General features: G+C 73.9%; 16 protein-coding genes and 1 riboswitch. Of the genes, 7 read left to right on the forward strand and 9 right to left on the reverse strand.

The annotated features are described in order from the left end of the window. Window positions 1-26 precede the first annotated feature (26 nt). Both AB4Z14_RS16375 and AB4Z14_RS16380 read right to left on the reverse strand, forming a co-directional pair. Entirely contained in the window at window positions 27-2,357 is a 2,331-nt protein-coding gene (locus tag AB4Z14_RS16375; RefSeq protein ID WP_442276122.1) for an ATP-binding cassette domain-containing protein, read from the reverse strand. 22 nt (window positions 2,358-2,379) lie between these two features. Continuing rightward, entirely contained in the window at window positions 2,380-2,994 is a 615-nt protein-coding gene (locus AB4Z14_RS16380; RefSeq protein WP_056772225.1) for an ECF transporter S component, read from the reverse strand. Between the two features lie 89 nt (window positions 2,995-3,083). Beyond that, window positions 3,084-3,200, reverse strand: a riboswitch (TPP riboswitch). Between the two features lie 63 nt (window positions 3,201-3,263). Between AB4Z14_RS16380 and AB4Z14_RS16385 the strand changes: the two genes are divergently transcribed. Further along, window positions 3,264-3,731, forward strand: coding sequence for a DUF4235 domain-containing protein (locus tag AB4Z14_RS16385; protein WP_442276123.1), 468 nt, complete (start codon window positions 3,264-3,266; stop codon window positions 3,729-3,731). Window positions 3,732-3,749: 18 nt separating this feature from the next. On the opposite strand, the gene AB4Z14_RS16390 is transcribed toward AB4Z14_RS16385, so the two are convergent. Both AB4Z14_RS16390 and AB4Z14_RS16395 read right to left on the reverse strand, forming a co-directional pair. After that, window positions 3,750-4,427, reverse strand: a complete 678-nt coding sequence (locus AB4Z14_RS16390; RefSeq protein ID WP_442276124.1) for a response regulator transcription factor — start codon at window positions 4,425-4,427, stop codon at window positions 3,750-3,752. After that, on the reverse strand, window positions 4,424-5,608 hold the full coding sequence (locus tag AB4Z14_RS16395; RefSeq protein ID WP_442276125.1) for a sensor histidine kinase: 1,185 nt from the start codon (window positions 5,606-5,608) through the stop codon (window positions 4,424-4,426). The genes AB4Z14_RS16390 and AB4Z14_RS16395 overlap by 4 nt, the downstream gene beginning before the upstream one ends. 166 nt (window positions 5,609-5,774) lie before the next feature. On the opposite strand from AB4Z14_RS16395, the gene AB4Z14_RS16400 reads away from it, so the two are divergent. Next, window positions 5,775-7,187, forward strand: coding sequence for an MBL fold metallo-hydrolase RNA specificity domain-containing protein (locus AB4Z14_RS16400; RefSeq protein ID WP_442276126.1), 1,413 nt, complete (start codon window positions 5,775-5,777; stop codon window positions 7,185-7,187). Between the two features lie 90 nt (window positions 7,188-7,277). After that, window positions 7,278-7,487 (forward strand): DUF1918 domain-containing protein, encoded by a 210-nt coding sequence (locus AB4Z14_RS16405; protein ID WP_056772237.1) that lies wholly within the window; start codon window positions 7,278-7,280, stop codon window positions 7,485-7,487. Here AB4Z14_RS16405 and hutI read toward each other — a convergent pair. Genes hutI through AB4Z14_RS16420 form a run of 3 tightly spaced genes read right to left on the reverse strand, consistent with a single transcriptional unit; the run spans window position 7,484 to window position 11,285 of the window. Further along, a complete protein-coding gene (gene hutI / locus AB4Z14_RS16410) occupies window positions 7,484-8,680 on the reverse strand; it encodes an imidazolonepropionase (protein ID WP_442276127.1) in 1,197 nt (398 codons plus the stop codon). The two genes, AB4Z14_RS16405 and hutI, sit on opposite strands and share 4 nt — an antisense overlap. Continuing rightward, window positions 8,677-10,023: a formimidoylglutamate deiminase gene (locus AB4Z14_RS16415; RefSeq protein WP_442276128.1), complete on the reverse strand. Its 1,347-nt coding sequence runs from the start codon at window positions 10,021-10,023 to the stop codon at window positions 8,677-8,679. Before AB4Z14_RS16415 ends, hutI begins: the two co-directional genes overlap by 4 nt. Next, entirely contained in the window at window positions 10,020-11,285 is a 1,266-nt protein-coding gene (locus AB4Z14_RS16420) for an allantoate amidohydrolase (RefSeq protein ID WP_442276129.1), read from the reverse strand. The genes AB4Z14_RS16415 and AB4Z14_RS16420 overlap by 4 nt, the downstream gene beginning before the upstream one ends. 53 nt (window positions 11,286-11,338) lie before the next feature. Here AB4Z14_RS16420 and AB4Z14_RS16425 point away from each other — a divergent pair, with 53 nt between their 5' ends. Together AB4Z14_RS16425 and AB4Z14_RS16430 are read left to right on the forward strand one after the other, a co-directional pair. Next, window positions 11,339-11,872: an aminoacyl-tRNA deacylase gene (locus tag AB4Z14_RS16425; protein ID WP_442276130.1), complete on the forward strand. Its 534-nt coding sequence runs from the start codon at window positions 11,339-11,341 to the stop codon at window positions 11,870-11,872. Between the two features lie 34 nt (window positions 11,873-11,906). After that, window positions 11,907-12,284: a DUF3253 domain-containing protein gene (locus tag AB4Z14_RS16430; RefSeq protein ID WP_442276131.1), complete on the forward strand. Its 378-nt coding sequence runs from the start codon at window positions 11,907-11,909 to the stop codon at window positions 12,282-12,284. A 37-nt stretch (window positions 12,285-12,321) separates the two neighbouring features. On the opposite strand, the gene hutU is transcribed toward AB4Z14_RS16430, so the two are convergent. Beyond that, entirely contained in the window at window positions 12,322-13,977 is a 1,656-nt protein-coding gene (gene hutU / locus AB4Z14_RS16435; protein WP_442276132.1) for a urocanate hydratase, read from the reverse strand. Window positions 13,978-14,020: 43 nt separating this feature from the next. Continuing rightward, window positions 14,021-15,595 carry a histidine ammonia-lyase gene (gene hutH / locus AB4Z14_RS16440; protein WP_442276133.1) on the reverse strand — a complete coding sequence of 525 codons (1,575 nt, stop codon included), beginning with the start codon at window positions 15,593-15,595 and terminating at the stop codon, window positions 14,021-14,023. A gap of 100 nt (window positions 15,596-15,695) precedes the next feature. Between hutH and AB4Z14_RS16445 the strand changes: the two genes are divergently transcribed. Then, window positions 15,696-16,469, forward strand: coding sequence for an IclR family transcriptional regulator (locus AB4Z14_RS16445; protein ID WP_442276134.1), 774 nt, complete (start codon window positions 15,696-15,698; stop codon window positions 16,467-16,469). A gap of 36 nt (window positions 16,470-16,505) precedes the next feature. Further along, window positions 16,506-17,222: a Type 1 glutamine amidotransferase-like domain-containing protein gene (locus tag AB4Z14_RS16450; RefSeq protein ID WP_442276135.1), complete on the forward strand. Its 717-nt coding sequence runs from the start codon at window positions 16,506-16,508 to the stop codon at window positions 17,220-17,222. Window positions 17,223-17,232: the final 10 nt, after the last annotated feature.

The following is a 17,232-nucleotide window of genomic DNA, read 5'->3' on the forward strand; positions in this document are numbered from 1 at the left end:
CGCGGCCCATTGTGCCCCGCGAGTCGTCAGGGCAGCGTCAGCCGGGCCGCGACGGCCGCGGCGACCACGACCAGACCGGCGCCGACGGCCAGCGTGTCAGCCGGACGCCACGGCGCTGGACCCGCCCACGTGCGCCGGCGGGCCTCGGCGAAGCCCCGGGCGTCCATCGCGAGCGCGAGCGTCGAGGCCTGCCCGAGCGCGCCGATGAGGAGCCCACCGGTGACGACGACCGCCTCGCGGCCACGGGCCAGGGCCCCGCGGTCGGCCCGGATGCCGCGCACCCGGCGGGTCGTCATGAGCTCGCCCCACAGGGTGTCGAAGGACTGGAGCCGCTGGAGCGCCGCCGTCGCGGCGACGACGGGCCGGGCCGGGAGACGGAGCCGCTGCGCGAGGTGGTCGCCGAGACCCTCCGGGTCGATGAAGCCGACGACGAACGCGGAGGGCACGAGCAGGCAGAGGACGCGCAGGGCAGCCGCCGCGGCGACCTCGAGGTCCCGGCCGCCGAGGAGCCACGCCGACCAGGCGACCCCGACGACGGCGAGCGCGGCAGGGGCGAGGCGCGCGAGGACGCCTCGGAGGCGTCCCTCCGGCGCACGGCCCCGGCCCGGGGCGAGGAGGCCGACGAGGCCGAGGACGACCTCGACGGCGAGGACGGCGAGTCCCTGGCGCCACGTCTCGAGCAGCGCGGGCAGGGGCAGGACGCACAGCGCCGCCCCGAGCAGGGCCAGGGGCCCGACCCGGGAGAGCAGCGGGTGCCGCTCGGGCTCCGGGTCGGGGGGTGGCTGGGTGGGTGCGGCGAGCCGGACGACGCGGTCGGCGTCGTCGATGACGCCGGGGTCGTGGGTCGTGACGACGACGGCGGCGCCCTCGTCGCGGGCCGCGGCGAGCACGCCGGACACGGCGGCCCACGTGAGCCGGTCCTGCCCGACCGTCGGCTCGTCGGCGAGGAGGAGGGCCGGACCGTGCGCGACGGCGGACGCCATGGCCAGGCGACGCTGCTCGCCGCCGGAGAGCTGGCGCGGGTCGGCCTGCGCGAGGTGCGCGAGCCCGAGCGCCGCGAGCAGCGCGTCGGCCCGCCGGCCGGCGGCCTCGGGCTCCTGCCCGAGCGCGAGCGGGGTGGTGAGCACGTCGTCGCGCACCGTGCGGCCGACGATCGAGGTCGCCGCGCGTTGCGGCACCCAGGCGACGACGCGCGCGAGGTCGAGCGAGGACCACTCGTGCGGGGGCGCGAGCCGGTCCCGCGCGGCGGCGCCGTGGCCGGTCTCGGCCGGGGTGAGCGGCAGCGCGAGGTCGACGGAGCCGCGCGACGGCTCGACGAGCCCGCCGAGGGCGGCCATGAGCGAGGACTTGCCGGCGCCGCTCGGGCCGACGAGGGCCAGGGACCGACCGGCCCGAGCCTCGAGGTCGGCGCCGTCGACGGCGAGCGTCGTGCGGGATCGCTCCCCCAGTCGCCGGCTCCGGTGCTCGACCCGGACGTCGGAGGCCGCGGCGACGACGCGACCCTGGGGCACGCGCCCGGCTGCCGGGTGCGGCGCCGGCTCGAGGTCGAGGGGCAGCGGCTCGGGGTCAGGCACCCCGGGGACCCAGATGCCCTGCGCCGCAAGCGATTCACCGTGGGCGGTCAGGACCGCGTGTGGCTTGCCGTCGGCCACGACCGAGCCGGTCGCGTCGAGGACGACGAGCCGGTCGACGAGGTCGAGCCACCCGTCGAGGCGGTGCTCGACGACGACGAAGGTGAGTCCGCGCCGCTCGACGACGTCGACCACGACGGCCCGCACGTCCGCAGCCGTGTCGGCGTCGAGCATGGCCGTCGGCTCGTCGAGCAGGAGCACCGAGGGCTCCATGACGAGGGCCCCGGCGAGCGCGAGCCGCTGGGACTCGCCCCCGCTCAGGGTCGACGGCGCACTCTCGGGCGACATCGTCAGCCCGACTTCGCGCAGTGCCGCCGCGACGCGGGACGGCATCCCGTCCCGCGGCAGCACGACGTTCTCGAGGCCGAAGGCGACGTCACGACCGATGCTCGAGGCGACGGTGCCCGCACCCGGGTCCTGCAGGACGAGGCCCACCGATCCCGGAACCTCCTGTGGCGCATGGCCGCCCACGGTGACCGTGCCCGAGAGCTCGCCGGCGTCCGCGGTGAGCAGCAGCCCGGCGACGCCCCGGAGCAGGGTCGACTTGCCCGACCCGCTCGGCCCGGCGAGCAGCACGCGCTCGCCGGGCTCGAGGGTGAGGTCGAGGCCGTCGAGGACCGGTCGGGAGCGCCCGAAGGGTCTCCACGTCAGGTCCTCCACGCGCACGCCGACGCCCGAGGACACCGACGGCGACCGCGCGTCGAGGTGTTCGGCTTCTCGTGCCACCGGCGCCTCCATCCCCGACGGGTCAGACGGCCCGCTGCTCCCGGACCTCCTGGCCCGGCGGGAACGGGTTGAGCGCACCCGCGGCCGCGAGGAGGCGCGTCAGGCCGACGGCGAGGAGCGAGCCGAGGACGGCGACGGACGCACCGAGCAGGAGCAGGTAGGAGAGCTTGTAGCCCCAGCCCCAGTCGGTCCAGTAGGAGTACCACTCGTAGACGGCCTCGAACGCGCCGCCGAGGAAGCCACCGAGCAGCAGCGGCGCCCAGCTGTAGACGGCATACGCGAAGACGGCGAAGCCGAGCTCGACGCCGAGGCCCTGCACGAGGCCCGACACGAGCGTGGTCAGGCCCCACTGCGTGCCGATGAGCGCCGACACGACGGCCGCGAGGAGCTCGGTGAAGACGGCCGCGCCGGGGCGCCGGATGATGAGCATGCCGACGATGCCGGCGACGAGCCAGGGCCAGTTGAAGAGGGCGCCGAGGGGCGGGAAGGCCGCCGACACGGCGTTCGACGGGACGGCGTAGACGAGCCCCCAGGCCCAGTACGCGACGCCGAAGGCGACGCCGAGGAAGGCGCAGGTGAGCAGGTCGATGGTGCGCCAGCGGGTCAGGGGACCGCTCGCGGTGATGGTCGTGGACATGGTGTGTCTCCCGGGTTCCAGTGGATACGTGTGGATACCTGGGGGAAGCCAGCCGGACGGCACGCGTCGATGACGTGTGCCGTGCGGTGGCCTGAGAAATACCGACTTCCTTCGCCGGTGCTAACCGGAGCAGGTTCGAGGGTCTGCGGCTCGGCCCTTCGGGCTGCCGCACTCTCAGCGCGTGACGCGCTCCCCTGTCGTGATGGGTGGGTGGTGCTCTTCAGTTGTCGGGGTGACTCTACTCCGCAGCACGTGGGTACAGTCACGGCATGGGATCCAAGGACTCGAAGAAGGCCACCAAGGCGCTCGGCAGGGCGAAGGCCAAGGCCGAGGACGCCGCCACACCCCGCACGCCGCTCGGCGGGCCGGTGTGGAAGATCCTCAGCGTCGGCTCGACGATCCTCGCCACGAAGATCGCGACGGACGCGACGCAGAAGGGCTGGAAGCTCGCGACCGGCCGCAACGTGCCCGTCAAGGGTGACTTCGAGCGCGAGCGCACCCGCGACGTCATCCTCTTCACAGCGCTCTCGTCGATGGCCGTGGCCACGGCTCGGGTCGCCGTCGAGCGCGGTGCCGCGAGCTACTACCGCCGCTCGACCGGTCACCTGCCCAAGGCTCTCGAGGACGAGAAGGTGTCGCCCACCGACAAGAAGGCCTCGAAGAAGGTCGCCAAGGGCAAGGCCAAGGCCGAGCGCGCCACGAAGAAGGCCATCGACAAGGCCACCGGCGGCCGCTGACCCCCGAGGCGACGTCCCTCAGGCGTCGCCGACGCGGACGAGCCCCGTCTCGTACGCCAGCACGACCATCTGCACCCGGTCGCGCAGTCCCAGCTTGGCGAGGATGCGCCCGACGTGGGTCTTGACGGTCGCCTCGGCGACGAAGAAGGTCGCGGCGATCTCGGTGTTGTTCAGGCCCTTGCCGACCGCCTCTAGCACCTCGCGCTCTCGCTCGGTCAGCACGTCGAGCCGCTCGAGGCCGGACGGCTGTGCCGGGCTCGCGAGGACCGGCAGGAAGCGGTCGAGCAGCCGCCGGGTCGGGCCCGGGGCGACGACGGCGTCGCCGGTGTGGACGGCCCGGATCGCCGAGAGCAGCTCCGACGGGCCGGCGTCCTTGAGCAGGAAGCCGGCCGCCCCCGCCCGCAGGGCCGCGTAGACGTACTCGTCGAGGTCGAAGGTCGTCAGGACGAGCACCTTGGGGGTGTCGCCGCGCTCGACGACCCGGCGCGTCGCCTCGATGCCGTCGAGCCGCGGCATCCTGATGTCCATGAGCACGACGTCGACGTCGCGGCCGGGCAGCGCGTCGAGGGCGGCCAGCCCGTCGGCGCACTCCGCGACGACGTCGATGTCGGGCTCGGCGTCGAGGACCATGCGGAAGCCCGCCCGCACGAGGGCCTGGTCGTCGACGATCATGACCCGGGTCGGCCGGTCGGTCATCGCTGCCCCTCCGTCGGCATCGTCGCGAGCACCTCGAAGCCGCCTCCTGCACGCGGCCCGGCCGTCAGCGTGCCACCGTGCACGGCGACCCGCTCGCGCATGCCCGGCAACCCGTGGCCGCGCCCGTCGTCGACGCTGCGCGCACCGACCCCGTCGTCGCACACCGAGATCCGCAGCACCTCGTCGGTCTGCTCGATGTCGACGACGGCGCCCGCGGCCGGACCGGCGTGCTTGATGACGTTGGTCAGCGCCTCCTGGACGACGCGGTATGCCGCGAGGTCGAGCCCCACGGGCCGGGCGCGCTCGGTGCCGCGGACCGTCAGCGTCACCGGGACCCCGGCCGCGCGGACTCCTGCGACGAGGTCGTCGAGCTGGGCGACCCCACCCGTCGGTGCGAGCTCGACGCCCGACTCCGGGTCGCGCAGCACGCCCACGAGACGGCGGGTCTCGGTGAGGGCGTCCCGGGCCGTCGACCCGATGGTCTCGAGCGCGCCCACCGACCGGGCGAGCGCGCCCTCGGGACTGCGCTCGGCGGCATACGCGGCGCCGTCGGCCTGCACGACGATGACCGACAGCGCGTGAGCCACGACGTCGTGCATCTCGCGGGCGATGGCCGCGCGCTCCTGCTGGGCGGCCAGCCGGAGGGCCTGCTCGCGCTCGCGCTCGACCCGCTCGGCGCGGTCCTGGAGGTCGGCGAGGCGCTGGAGGCGAGCGCGCTTGAGGTCGCCGAGCGCCCACGCCGCGAGGGAGGCCGCGGCGCACGCGACGAAGGTGAAGATGAACTCGCCGGGACCGGGCACGCGGCCGCTGACGGCGGTGAACCGTGCACCGGCGATGGCCGACCCGAGCGCCGCGACGCCGAGACCGGCGAGGCGCACGGCGCGGCGACGGTCGTAGGCGGCGAGCGAGTAGAGCGCGACGAGGAAGGCGATGTCGCCGGGCAGCAGGCTGCTCGTCGGGACGACCCGGATCGCGAGCGCGATGCTGACGACCGCGAACGCCGTGGCCGGGTGCGAACGCCTCCAGATGAGGGCGAGGTCGGCGAGGCCCACGACCGCCCAGCCGATGCCCTGACCCTCGCCGAGCACGACGAGCCCGAGGAGCGCGAGGAAGACCGCGAGCGGGACGTCGAGGAGCAGCGGCCGGCGCTGCAGCCAGTCGTAGACGCTCCCCTCGCTCACGTCCCGAAGCCTACGAGGACGACGGGGTCGGGTCGTCAGACCGTGGTCGCAGATGCCGGCACCGAAACGCGCGCACGGACGGCTCGGTGTCTCCATCGTCACGCCCCGAACCCGGGTCGTCGGCTCCGGGCCGGGAGGACGATGGAGGTGGACCCGAGGAGGGGCCATGGGCAGTCACGGGAGACCCGAGCGGCACGGACCGGCGCCGGCACTGACGTTCCTCGGCGCGGCCGGGACCGTCACCGGCAGCAAGTTCCTCGTCGAGGGTCAGGGCGCGAGACTCATGGTCGACTGCGGCCTCTACCAGGGCGAGCGGCGCTGGCGGTCGCTCAACTGGGAGCCGCCTCCCGTCGACCCGGCCTCGGTCGACGCCGTGGCCCTGACCCACGCCCACCTCGACCACTGCGGCTACCTGCCGGCGCTCGTCCGGGGCGGCTTCGATGGGCCGGTGCACGCGACGTCCGGGACCGCGGCGCTCGCGGCCGTCATCCTGCGCGACAGCGCGCACCTGCAGGAGGAGGAGGCCGAGGGCGCCCGACGGGGAGGCTGGTCGCGGCACGACCCGCCGCTGCCGCTCTACACCGTCGACGACGCCGACGTGGCCGTCGCGGCACTGCGCCCCGTCGGCGACGACGCAGCAGTACGCGTGGGCGGCTCGAACGGGGCGACCGTGACCTTCGTGCCCGCCGGCCACATCCTCGGCAGCTCGAGCGTGCTCGTCGAGGTCGACGGGGCGAGCGTCCTCTTCTCCGGTGACCTCGGGCGGCCGGACCACCCGGTGCTGCTGCCCCGGGCCCGACCGCCGGCTGCCCGCACCGTCGTCGTCGAGTCGACGTACGGCGACCGCGCACACCCCGAGGTCGACCCCGAGCACCACGTCATGGCCGACGCGATCCGGCGCACGATCAGGAGAGGCGGAAGTGTCGTCGTGCCGGCCTTCGCCGTCGACCGCACCGAGATCGTCCTGCTCGCCATCGCCGACCTCGTCGCGAGTGGTGCGATTCCCGACGTGCCGGTGTGGGTCGACAGCCCGATGGCCCTCGCGGCCCTCGACATCTACCGCGACCCGACCCACGCAGCGGAGGTGCGACCGGGCGCCCTCGACCGGCTGCGCCGCCTGTCCGGTCTGCGGACCGCGCACAGCGCCGAGGAGTCGATCCGGCTCAACACCCCGGGCACCCCCTGCATCATCGTGTCGGCCTCCGGCATGGCGACCGGCGGACGCGTCGTGCACCACCTGCGCCACCTGCTGCCCCAGTCGCGCAACACCGTGCTGCTCACCGGCTACCAGGCCATCGGCACCCGAGGCCGCGACCTGCAAGAGGGGGCGCGCGAGCTGAAGATGGCCGGGCGCTACGTGCCGGTCCGAGCCGAGGTCGTCACCCTCGACGACTTCTCGGTGCACGCGGACGCCGACGAGCTGCTCACCTGGATCGGCGAGATGCCACACCCTCCGGAGAGCGTCCACGTCGTCCACGGGGAGCCCGCGGCCGCGCGGGCGCTGGCTGACGGCATACGCGAGCGGTTCGACTGTGCTGTCTCGGTGCCGCGCCTCGGCGAGCGCGTCCTGCTCGACTGAGGTCTCGTCGGTCACTCGGCCCGCGAAGTCCTTCCCGCCGGGGCGAAGAGGTGGTGTCCTTGGAGGACACCCAGCGCGAGGAGGAGTGCCATGGAGGCACGGGTCGGTGACCGCATCACGATGGCCGCGGAGCACGTCGGTCAGAGCACGCGCGAAGGGACCATCCTGGAGGTGAAGGGTGAGGGCGGCGGCCCGCCCTACGTCGTCGAGTGGTCCGACGGGCACACCGGGATCATCCATCCCGGGCCCGGTTCGGTGCTGCGCTGCGAGCACCCCGCCGACGACGCCGCCGGCTCCTAGAGGTCGAGCGCTCGCACGATCGGCACCCCGGCCCGGTAGGCCAGGTGCAGGTGGCTCGGCGCGTCGATGACGGCCACCTCGGCCGGCTGCCCCGGGGCGATCCGACGGTCGAGGCCGAGCGATCGCGCCGAGACGGCCGTCGCGGCGTACAGCGCCTCGGCGGGCGTCATCCCCATCTCGCGCACCGCGAGGGCGATGGCGAAGGGGATCGACGACGAGTAGCACGTGCCGGGGTTGCAGTCGGAGGCGAGCGCCACGTCCACACCGGCGTCGATGAGGGCCCGCCCGTTTGGGTAGGGCCAGCGCGTCGAGAACTCGACGCCCGGCAGCAGGGTCGCGACGGTCGTGCCCCGGGCGGCGGCCAGCGCCTCGACGTCGGCGTCGTCGAGGAACGTGCAGTGGTCGACGCTGCGCGCGCCGAGCTCGCAGGCCAGGCGGACGCCCGGGCCGGGGCCGAGCTGGTTGCCGTGGACGCGGAGGGCGAGTCCGGCCGCGCGGCCCGCCTCGAGGATCGTGCGCGCCTCGTCGCCGTCGAAGGCGTGGGCCGAGTGCGGCTCGCAGAAGACGTCGATGCTCTCCGCGAGACTCGTCGACCCGTCCGCGGTGACCGCGTCGAGCATCGGGCCCGTGACGAGGTCGACGTAGGCCGCTCGGTCCGACGCGTACTCGGGTGGCACGACGTGCGCGCCGAGGAAGGTCGTGTGCGGGGTGACCTCACGGGCGATGCGGAGGCTGCGCAGCTCGTCGTCGAGGGTCAGGCCGTAGCCGCTCTTGATCTCGACGGTCGTCGTGCCCTGGGCGCGCATCTCGGCGACCCGGGCCGCGACGAGGGCTCGCAGCTCGTCGTCGCTCGCGGCCCGGGTGGCGGCGACCGAGACGGCGATGCCGCCACCGTCGTAGGGCGTGCCGGTCATGCGCGCCGCGAACTCCGCCGAGCGGTCACCGGCGAAGACGAGGTGCGTGTGCGAGTCGACGAAGCCGGGGATGACCGCGCGGCCGCCGAGGTCGCGGCGGGTGTCGGCGTCGGGGGCCTCGTCGGCCGGTCCGACCCACTCGACCAGGCCGTCGGCCGAGACGACGATGGCCGCGTCACGGACGACGCCGAGGAGGGCGTCTCCGCGGTCGGAGTGGCCGTCACCGCGGGCCGGGTCGTTCGTCGTCAGCTCCGCGATGCCCGTGAGGAGCAGGCTCACGCGTGCACCCCTCCGACGACCCCTCCCGCGACGCGGTCGATGGCGCCGACGAGCATCCGGCCGACGTCGCCCATCCGGTGGTGGCCGTCGCTGACGACGACGTCGCCACCGACGACGACGGTCGACACGTCGGACGCGACGCACGCGTAGATGATCTGGTCGTGCGCGGCGCCCGCGGTGTTGACCGTGTCGGTGCGCACCGTGACGAAGTCGGCGAGCGCCCCCTTGCTCAGGTGGCCGCCGTCGGACCAGCCGAGGGAGCGGTAGCCGTTGAAGGAGGCCGCAAGGAGCAGGTCGTTGGCCGAGAACCGGTCACGCTCGTTCGTGACGAGCCGCTCGTGCATCTCGAGACCCCGCAGTTCCTCGAACGGGTCGATGACGACGTGCTGGTCCGAGCCCAGCGAGAGCGGGCTGCCCGCGTCGTGGAGCGCCCGCGCCGGGCCGATGCCGTCGGCGAGGTCGCGCTCGGTCGTCGGGCAGAAGCACGCGCCCGTCCCGGTGCCGCCGAGCAGGTCGATGTCGCGGTCCTCGAGGTGCGTGGCGTGCACGGCCGTCGAGTGGGCTCCGAGGGCACCAGCCTCGTCGAGCAGCTGGGTCGGGCTCGCGCCGTAGAACATCTGGCAGGCGAGGTTCTCGCCGTGCTGCTCCGACAGGTGCACGTGCAGCGGCAGGTCGCCGGCCGCCTCGACGACCCGCGGCAGGTCCTCGCGGCGGACCGCGCGGACCGAGTGGATGGCCGCACCGAGCCGCACGCGGTCGGTCTCGGGGCGGCGCTCGGACATCCGGGAGGCCCACGCCTCGACGGTGCCGTCGCTGAAGCGGCGCTGGCCGGGGTGCAGCTCGACGTGGCCGCCCCCGTTGAGGCCGCCCTCGAGGTAGCAGGTGTCGAGGAGCGTGAGCCGGATGCCGGCCTCGTCGGCAGCCTGACGCACCGCGAGCCCCATGGCGTTCGGGTCGCGGTAGGGGTGCCCGCCGGGACGGTGGTGGACGTAGTGGAACTCCCCCACGACGGTGATCCCGGCCTGCACCATCTCGGCGAAGACGGCCCGCGCGAGCGCGAAGTACGTGTCGGGGTTGAGCTGCTCGGCCGCGGCGTACATCTGCTCGCGCCAGCTCCAGAAGTTGCCGCCGCCGCCGTTGACCCGGCCTCGCAGGGCGCGGTGGAAGGCGTGGCTGTGCGCGTTGGCCATGCCGGGCAGCGTCACGCCGGCGAGGCGGACGTCGTCGGGCTCGGGGTCGGCGTCGACGAGGACCTCCTTGAAGAGGCCGTCGTGGGTCACGAGGCGGACCCGCCGCGCGAAACCTCCTGTGAGCCAGGCACTCTCGCACCAGAATGCAGTCATCGGGCGTCGCTCATCGACTCGTGGTCCTTCCCTGTGCACAGCTCGGTCACGACGGCTGTCAGGGCCGTGACCCCATGGTGACAGTCATCCGTGCTCGCGAGCTCGGCGGGTGAGTGTGAAACTCCTGTGGGGTTGCGGACGAAGAGCATCGCGCTCGGGACGCCGTGCGTCGCGAGGATGCCTGCGTCGTGCCCGGCGCCCGTGCCGAGCAGCGGCGCGTCGGGCAGGATCCCGCGCAGCCTCCCGACGAGATCGGTGTCGAAGGTGGTCGTCGGCGTCCACGACTCCGGCGTCGTCGTCGCGCCGAGGCGGCCGGCCTCCGACGACACGGCGTCGACGGCCGCGTGCACGACGTGCTCGCTGCGCCCGCGGACGTCGAGCCAGGCCGTGACGTGGCTCGGGATCGCGTTGACGCCGCCGGGGATGACGTCGACCTTGCCCACCGTGGCGACGCAGCCCAGCCCCACGGCATACGACCGGGCCGCCTGGATGACCGTGGCGAGCCCGATCATCGCGTCCCGGCGGTCGGCGATGCGCGTCGTGCCGGCGTGGTTGGCCTCACCGGGGATGTCGACGCGCCACCGGCCGTGCGGCCAGATGTCGGTGCCGATCGCGACGGCGCGGCCTGGGTCGCTGAGGTCCTCGCTCCCGTCCGGGGCGAGCGCGAGCGCCTTGCCCTGCTCGACGTGCAGCTCGACGAAGCGGCCGACGCGCCGGACCGCCTCGTCGTCGCGGCCGAGCGTCTCGGGGTCCCGCCCCGCGCTGCGCCAGGCCTCGGCGACCGACACGCCGTCGGCGTCGGTCAGGGAGCGGGCCCGGTCGGCGTCGAGAGCCCCGGTGATGATGCGGGACCCCGCGCAGGCGATGCCGAAGCGGGCTCCCTCCTCGTCGACGAAGTTGACGACACCGAGCGGCACGTCAGGCTCGAAACCGGCGTCCCGCAGCGCATCGACGGTCGCGAGGGCGCTGACGACCCCGAGCGGGCCGTCGAACGCGCCGCCGTCGGGCACGGAGTCGAGGTGTGAGCCGATGACGACGCCGGGCGTCGTGTCGGGGTCGCCCCACCATCCCCACTGGTTGCCGGCCCGGTCCTCGACGAGGTCGAGGCCCCGGGTGGCGCACTCGGCGGCGAACCACTCCCGCAGGTCGTGGTCGGTCCGGGTCCACGCGTAGCGCCGGTAGCCGCCCGAACCGGCGTCGCGACCGACCGGCTCGAGATCAGCCCACATCCGGTCGAAGCTCGTCGTCGTCACCTCGATCACCACTCCTCGCAACGCCGGCGTCTGCCTCCGGCTCTGTAACTAGGCTCTGTCCCATGGATCCTGACCGTGATGACACCGCCGAGCGTAGTGACTCGGGCCTGGAACCGCCGATCCGCACGCCGGCGGTCGACGCGGTCCTCGCGGCGGGCATCGAGCACACGGTGACCCGGCACGGGCGCGTCTCGAGCCTCGAGGAGGCGGCCGCCGCACGGGGCATCGAGCCGCGTGACCTCATCAAGACCCTCGTCGTGCGACGGGCGGAGGACGACCATGTCTTCGTCCTCGTACCCGGTGACCGCACCTTCTCGTGGGCCAAGGTGCGTGCCCTGCTCGGCACGAACCGCATCTCGATGCCCGACGCCGCGGCCGCGAAGGCTGTCACCGGCTACGAGCGCGGCACCATCACGCCCTTCGGCTCGGCCGCGCGCCTGCCGGTCATCGCCGACACGCACCTCGTGGGGCGCCGCATCTCGCTGGGCGGTGGCGGCCACGGGATCGGCCTCACGGTCAACGGCGACGACGTCATCCGCCTCTTCGAGGCGACGGTCGCCGACATCTCCGACGAGGAGGTCCGCAAGGACCGTTGACGCCCCCGCGCCCCGGAGGGCGCAGACTGTGCACATGTCACGCACCCCGCTGCCCACCAAACCGTGCGCTCGATGCGGTCGCACGATCACGTGGCGCAAGGCCTGGGAGCGCGACTGGGCCACGGTGCGCTGGTGCTCCGACAACTGCCGCAAGCACGGCCTGACCCCGGTCGACATCGAGCTCGAGGATGCCCTGACCAAGCTCGTCAGGGCGCACGCCGCCTCGGCCACGGTCGACCCGTCGGAGGCGGCTCGAAAGGTCGGCGGCGCGGACTGGGAGGCGCTCGTCGAGCCCGCCCGGAACGCCGCCCGACGGCTCGTCGGCGCCGGGCGCGCCCAGATCATCCAGGGTGGCCGGGTCATCGACCCGGACCACGCGAAGGGCCCGATCACGGTGCGCCGCCCCCGCTGAGCGGTCCGCACGACCCCACCGGACGGCATACGCCCTCTCAGCCCTCCTGCATCGGGATGCGGACGCCGCGCTCGTGCGCGACGTGGTCGGCGATGTCGTAGCCGGCGTCGACGTGGCGGATGACACCCATGCCGGGGTCGTTCGACAGGACGCGCGCGAGCTTCTGCGCGGCGAGGTCGGTGCCGTCGGCGAGGGAGACCTGACCGGCGTGGAGGCTCCGGCCGATGCCCACGCCGCCGCCGTGGTGGATCGAGACCCAGCTCGCGCCCGAGCTCGTGTTGACGAGCGCGTTGAGCAGCGGCCAGTCGGCGATGGCATCGGAGCCGTCGGCCATCGACTCGGTCTCGCGGTAGGGGCTCGCGACGGAGCCGCTGTCGAGGTGGTCGCGCCCGATGACGATGGGCGCCGAGATCTCGCCCGTGCGCACCATCTCGTTGAACTTCAGGCCGGCCTTGTCGCGCTCTCCGTAGCCGAGCCAGCAGATGCGGGCAGGCAAGCCCTGGAAGGCGATCCGCTCCTGCGCACCCCGGATCCACTTGTGCAGACGGTCGTTGTCGGGGAAGAGCTCGAGCACGGCCTTGTCGGTCGCGGCGATGTCGCGCGGGTCGCCCGAGAGCGCGGCCCAGCGGAACGGGCCCTTGCCCTCGCAGAAGAGCGGGCGGATGTAGGCGGGCACGAAGCCGGGGAACTCGAAGGCGCGGTCGTAACCGCCCTGGCGGGCCTCGTCGCGGATCGAGTTGCCGTAGTCGAAGACCTCGGCGCCGGCGTCCTGGAACTCGACCATCGCCTTCACGTGCTTGGCCATTGAGGCGCGGGCGCGGTCGGTGAAGTCCTCGGGCTTCTTCTCGGCGTACTCGGCCCAGTCGGCGACGTCGACGCCCTCGGGCAGGTAGCTGAGCGGGTCGTGCGCCGACGTCTGGTCGGTGACGATGTCGATCTCGACACCCCGTCGGAGCAGCTCGGGGAAGACCTCGGCCGCGTTGCCGACGACACCGACCGACCAGCCGCGGCGCTCGCGCTTGGCGGCCATCGCCTTCTCGATCGCGTCGTCGAGGTCGGTCGCGACCTCGTCGAGGTAGCGGTGCTCGACGCGCCGGTGCAGGCGGGCCGGGTCGACGTCGACGATGAGGCAGGCGCCGTCGTTCATCGTGACGGCGAGCGGCTGCGCGCCGCCCATGCCGCCGCAGCCGCCGGTCAGGGTCAGCGTTCCGGCGAGGGTCCCGTTGAAGCGCTTCTCGGCGACGGCCGCGAAGGTCTCGTAGGTGCCCTGGACGATTCCCTGGGTGCCGATGTAGATCCACGACCCGGCCGTCATCTGGCCGTACATCGTCAGGCCGAGGTGCTCGAGGCGGCGGAACTCGGGCCACGTGGCCCAGTCGCCGACGAGGTTGGAGTTGGCGATGAGGACGCGCGGCGCCCACTCGTGCGTCTGCATGACGCCGACGGGACGACCGCTCTGGACGAGCATCGTCTCGTCCTGCTTGAGCGTGGTCAGCGTGCGGACCATCGCGTCGAAGGACTTCCAGTCGCGGGCGGCGCGACCGGTGCCGCCGTAGACGACGAGGTCGTCGGGGCGCTCGGCCACCTCGGGGTCGAGGTTGTTCATGAGCATCCGCAGTGGGGCCTCGGTGGCCCACGACTGCGCCGTCAGGGTCGTCCCACGCGCTGCGCGGACGGGTCGTGCACCTTCCATGTCACTCTCCTTCGAGGTGGAAAACGTTGGTGTGCCGGGTCGCTCAGCGGAGCGGGCCGGTGACGGACTCGGCGGCGGCGAGGACGTCGCCGTCGGTCACCGCCCCGTGGGCGCCCTCGATGTCGGGGGCGAGGAAGCGGTCGGGCCCCGGGGCCGCGTTCGTGCGAGCGGACAGCGCGGCGATGACCGCGCCCGTGGCGGGAGACGGCTCGAGCGGGGACCGCAGCTGGATGCCGCGCGCCGCCGTCAGCACCTCGATGGCGAGGACGCGGCCGAGCGCGTCGACGGAACGGCGCAGCTTGCGGGCACCCGACCAGCCCATCGACACGTGGTCCTCCTGCATGGCCGAGCTCGGGATCGAGTCGACCGACGCGGGGACGGCGAGACGCTTCATCTCCGAGACCATGGCGGCCTGGGTGTACTGCGCGATCATGAGGCCCGAGTCGACGCCGGGGTCGTCGGCGAGGAAGGGCGGGAGCCCGTGGTTGCGGGCCTGGTCGAGGAAGCGGTCGGAGCGGCGCTCGGACATCGACGCGACGTCGGCCGCGACGATGGCGAGGAAGTCGAGGACGTAGGCCACCGGGGCGCCGTGGAAGTTGCCGTTGGACTCGACCCGGCCGTCGGTGGTGACGACGGGGTTGTCGACGGCCGAGGCCAGCTCGGCGGCGGCGACGCGGGCGGCGTGCTCGACCGTGTCGCGGGCGCCACCGTGCACCTGCGGCGCGCAGCGGAGGGAGTACGCGTCCTGCACGCGGGTGCACTCCTCGGTGCGGTGCGACTCGCGGATCGGCGAGTCCGCCATGACGGCAAGGATGTTCGCGGCCGAGTCCCCCTGACCCACCTGGGGGCGCAGCGCGTGCAGGTCGGGCGCGAAGACGCTGTCGGAGCCGAGCAGGCCCTCGACGCTCATCGCGGCCGACACGTCGGCGACCTTGAGCAGGTGACGCAGGTCGTGGATGGCCAGCACGAGCATGCCGAGCATGCCGTCGGTGCCGTTGATGAGGGCGAGGCCCTCCTTCTCGGCGAGGACGACGGGCTCGATCCCGTGGTCCGCCAGGGCGGTTGCCGCGTCGGTGAGCGTGCCGTCGGCGAGGCGCACCGGCCCCTCGCCCATCGCGGCGAGCGCGCAGTGCGACAGCGGCGCGAGGTCGCCGGAGCAGCCGAGCGAGCCGTACTCGTGCACGACGGGGGTGATGCCGGCACTCAGCAAGGCGGCATACGTCCGCGCGGTCTCGAGGCGGACGCCGGTGCGGCCCGTCGCGAGGGTCGACAGACGGAGCAGCATGAGGGCGCGCACGACCTCGCGCTCGACCTCGGGACCGGCGCCGGCGGCGTGCGAGCGCACGAGCGAGCGCTGCAGCTGGGCGCGCAGCGCCGTCGGGATGTGGCGGGTCGCGAGCGCGCCGAAGCCGGTCGAGACGCCGTAGTGGGCGACGGTGTCGTTCGCGAGGTCCTCGATGACGGTGCGGCTGCGGGCGATCTCCGCCTCGGCATCGGAGGAGAGCTCGACCCGGGCGTCGTGGCGGGCGACGGCGACGACGTCCTCGAGGGAGAGCGGACCGGTGCCGACCGTGACGGTGCCGGTCACCGAGTGGGCGGTGGCGGGTGCTGCGTTCATGGACCCATCGAACCGCCGAACGGCTGGCGCGTCGGCCCGCGAGGGAGGACAATTGTCTCGGATGCGAGACTTCCTCGATCGCGGACCGGAGGTGGCCCACATGTCCAACGCCCCCGCCGCCGCCAACGCGCTCGACGTCCTCGAGCACCTCTCCCGCCACGCCGAGCCGGTGCCCGCTGCGTCGATCGCCCGCGACCTCGGCCTGCCCCGCAGCTCGGTCTACCACCTGCTCAAGGTGCTGCACAGCCGCGGCTACGTCACCCACTACGTCGAGGAGCGACGCTTCGGGCTCGGCCAGGCGGCGTACGAGCTCGGGTCGGCCTACCAGCGGCAGGCCCCCCTGGCCCGTGTCGCGCGGGCAGCCATGCGCCGACTCGTCGACCAGTGCGGCCGCAACGCCCACTTCGCCACCCTCGACGGACGCGACGTCATCTACCTCCTCGAGGAACGCGCCCCCGGGCAGCCGATGCTCGTCACCGACGTCGGTGTGCGCCTGCCCGCCCACCTGACGGCCAGCGGGCTCGCCATGCTGTCCGCCCTCCCCGCGACGCAGGTGCGGGCGCTCTACCCCGACCGGGCCTCGTTCGTGCAGCGCAGCGGTGGGGGGCCGCGGTCGCTCGGCGAGCTGCGGAGCGTGCTGACCCGCACGCGCACCGACGGCTACGCCCGCGAGGAGGGCACCGTGACGGCCGACCTGTCGTCGGTCGCCGTGCCCGTGCTCGACCGCGCCGGCCGGCCGCTCGCGGCGATCGCCCTGACGCTGCGGACACCCGATGCGAGCACGGAGCACGTCGCCGAGCTCGTGGCCCGGGCCCGTCTCGCCGCCGAGGACATCGCCCGCCGTCTCAGCCCCAGCCCGACCGGTCGCCGCTGAGCCCCACCCGGCACCGGGGTCTCCTAGGGTGCCGACATGGATGTCCACCTCATCGGCGGCGGCTGGGACGACGACCTCGCCCGCACGCTCTACGGACCCTTCGTCGAGGCCGCCGCGCGTCGCGCCGGCGGCACCCCGCGCATCGTGCTCGTCGTCATGGGCACTGACCCCGAGTCGCTCGAGTACCACGAGAAGTACGTCCACACGCTCGGCCTCGTGGGTGGCCACGACCTCGTCGTGGAGCGGGTGGCCGAGGGCACGCCGCTGGAGCCTGCCGTCCTCGACGGGATCGACGGCCTCTTCGTCGGCGGCGGCCCCACGCCGGAGTACCACGCGTCCCTCGAGGGCAGCTACCACCGGATCCGCGCGCTCGTGTCCACAGGTATGCCGTATGCCGGGTTCTCCGCGGGGGCTGCGATCGCGGGCTCCCACGCGGTCATCGGCGGCTGGCTCCTCGACGGGCGGCCCGTCTGCCCCGAGGACAGCAACGAGGACCTCGACGACGTGGCCGTGGTCAGCGGCATCGGCCTCGTGCCGGGAGCCGTCGACGTGCACGCCGCCCAGTGGGGCAACGTCTCACGCCTCGTCGCCGTGGTGGCCACGGGGCTGGCCCCGAGCGGTGTCGCGATCGACGAGGGGACGCTCCTGCGGTCGGACGGTGCGATGGCCGGCGCCGGGCGCGTGTGGCACGTCACGCCGGACACGGCGACGCCCGGCGGGGCGCTCGTGCGGGCTCGGGCCGGAGGTCAATAGGCTCGACCCC

Origin of the sequence: Terrabacter sp. 2TAF16 (assembly GCF_052115065.1) — a bacterium.
Classification (GTDB): Bacteria; Actinomycetota; Actinomycetes; order Actinomycetales; family Dermatophilaceae; genus Terrabacter.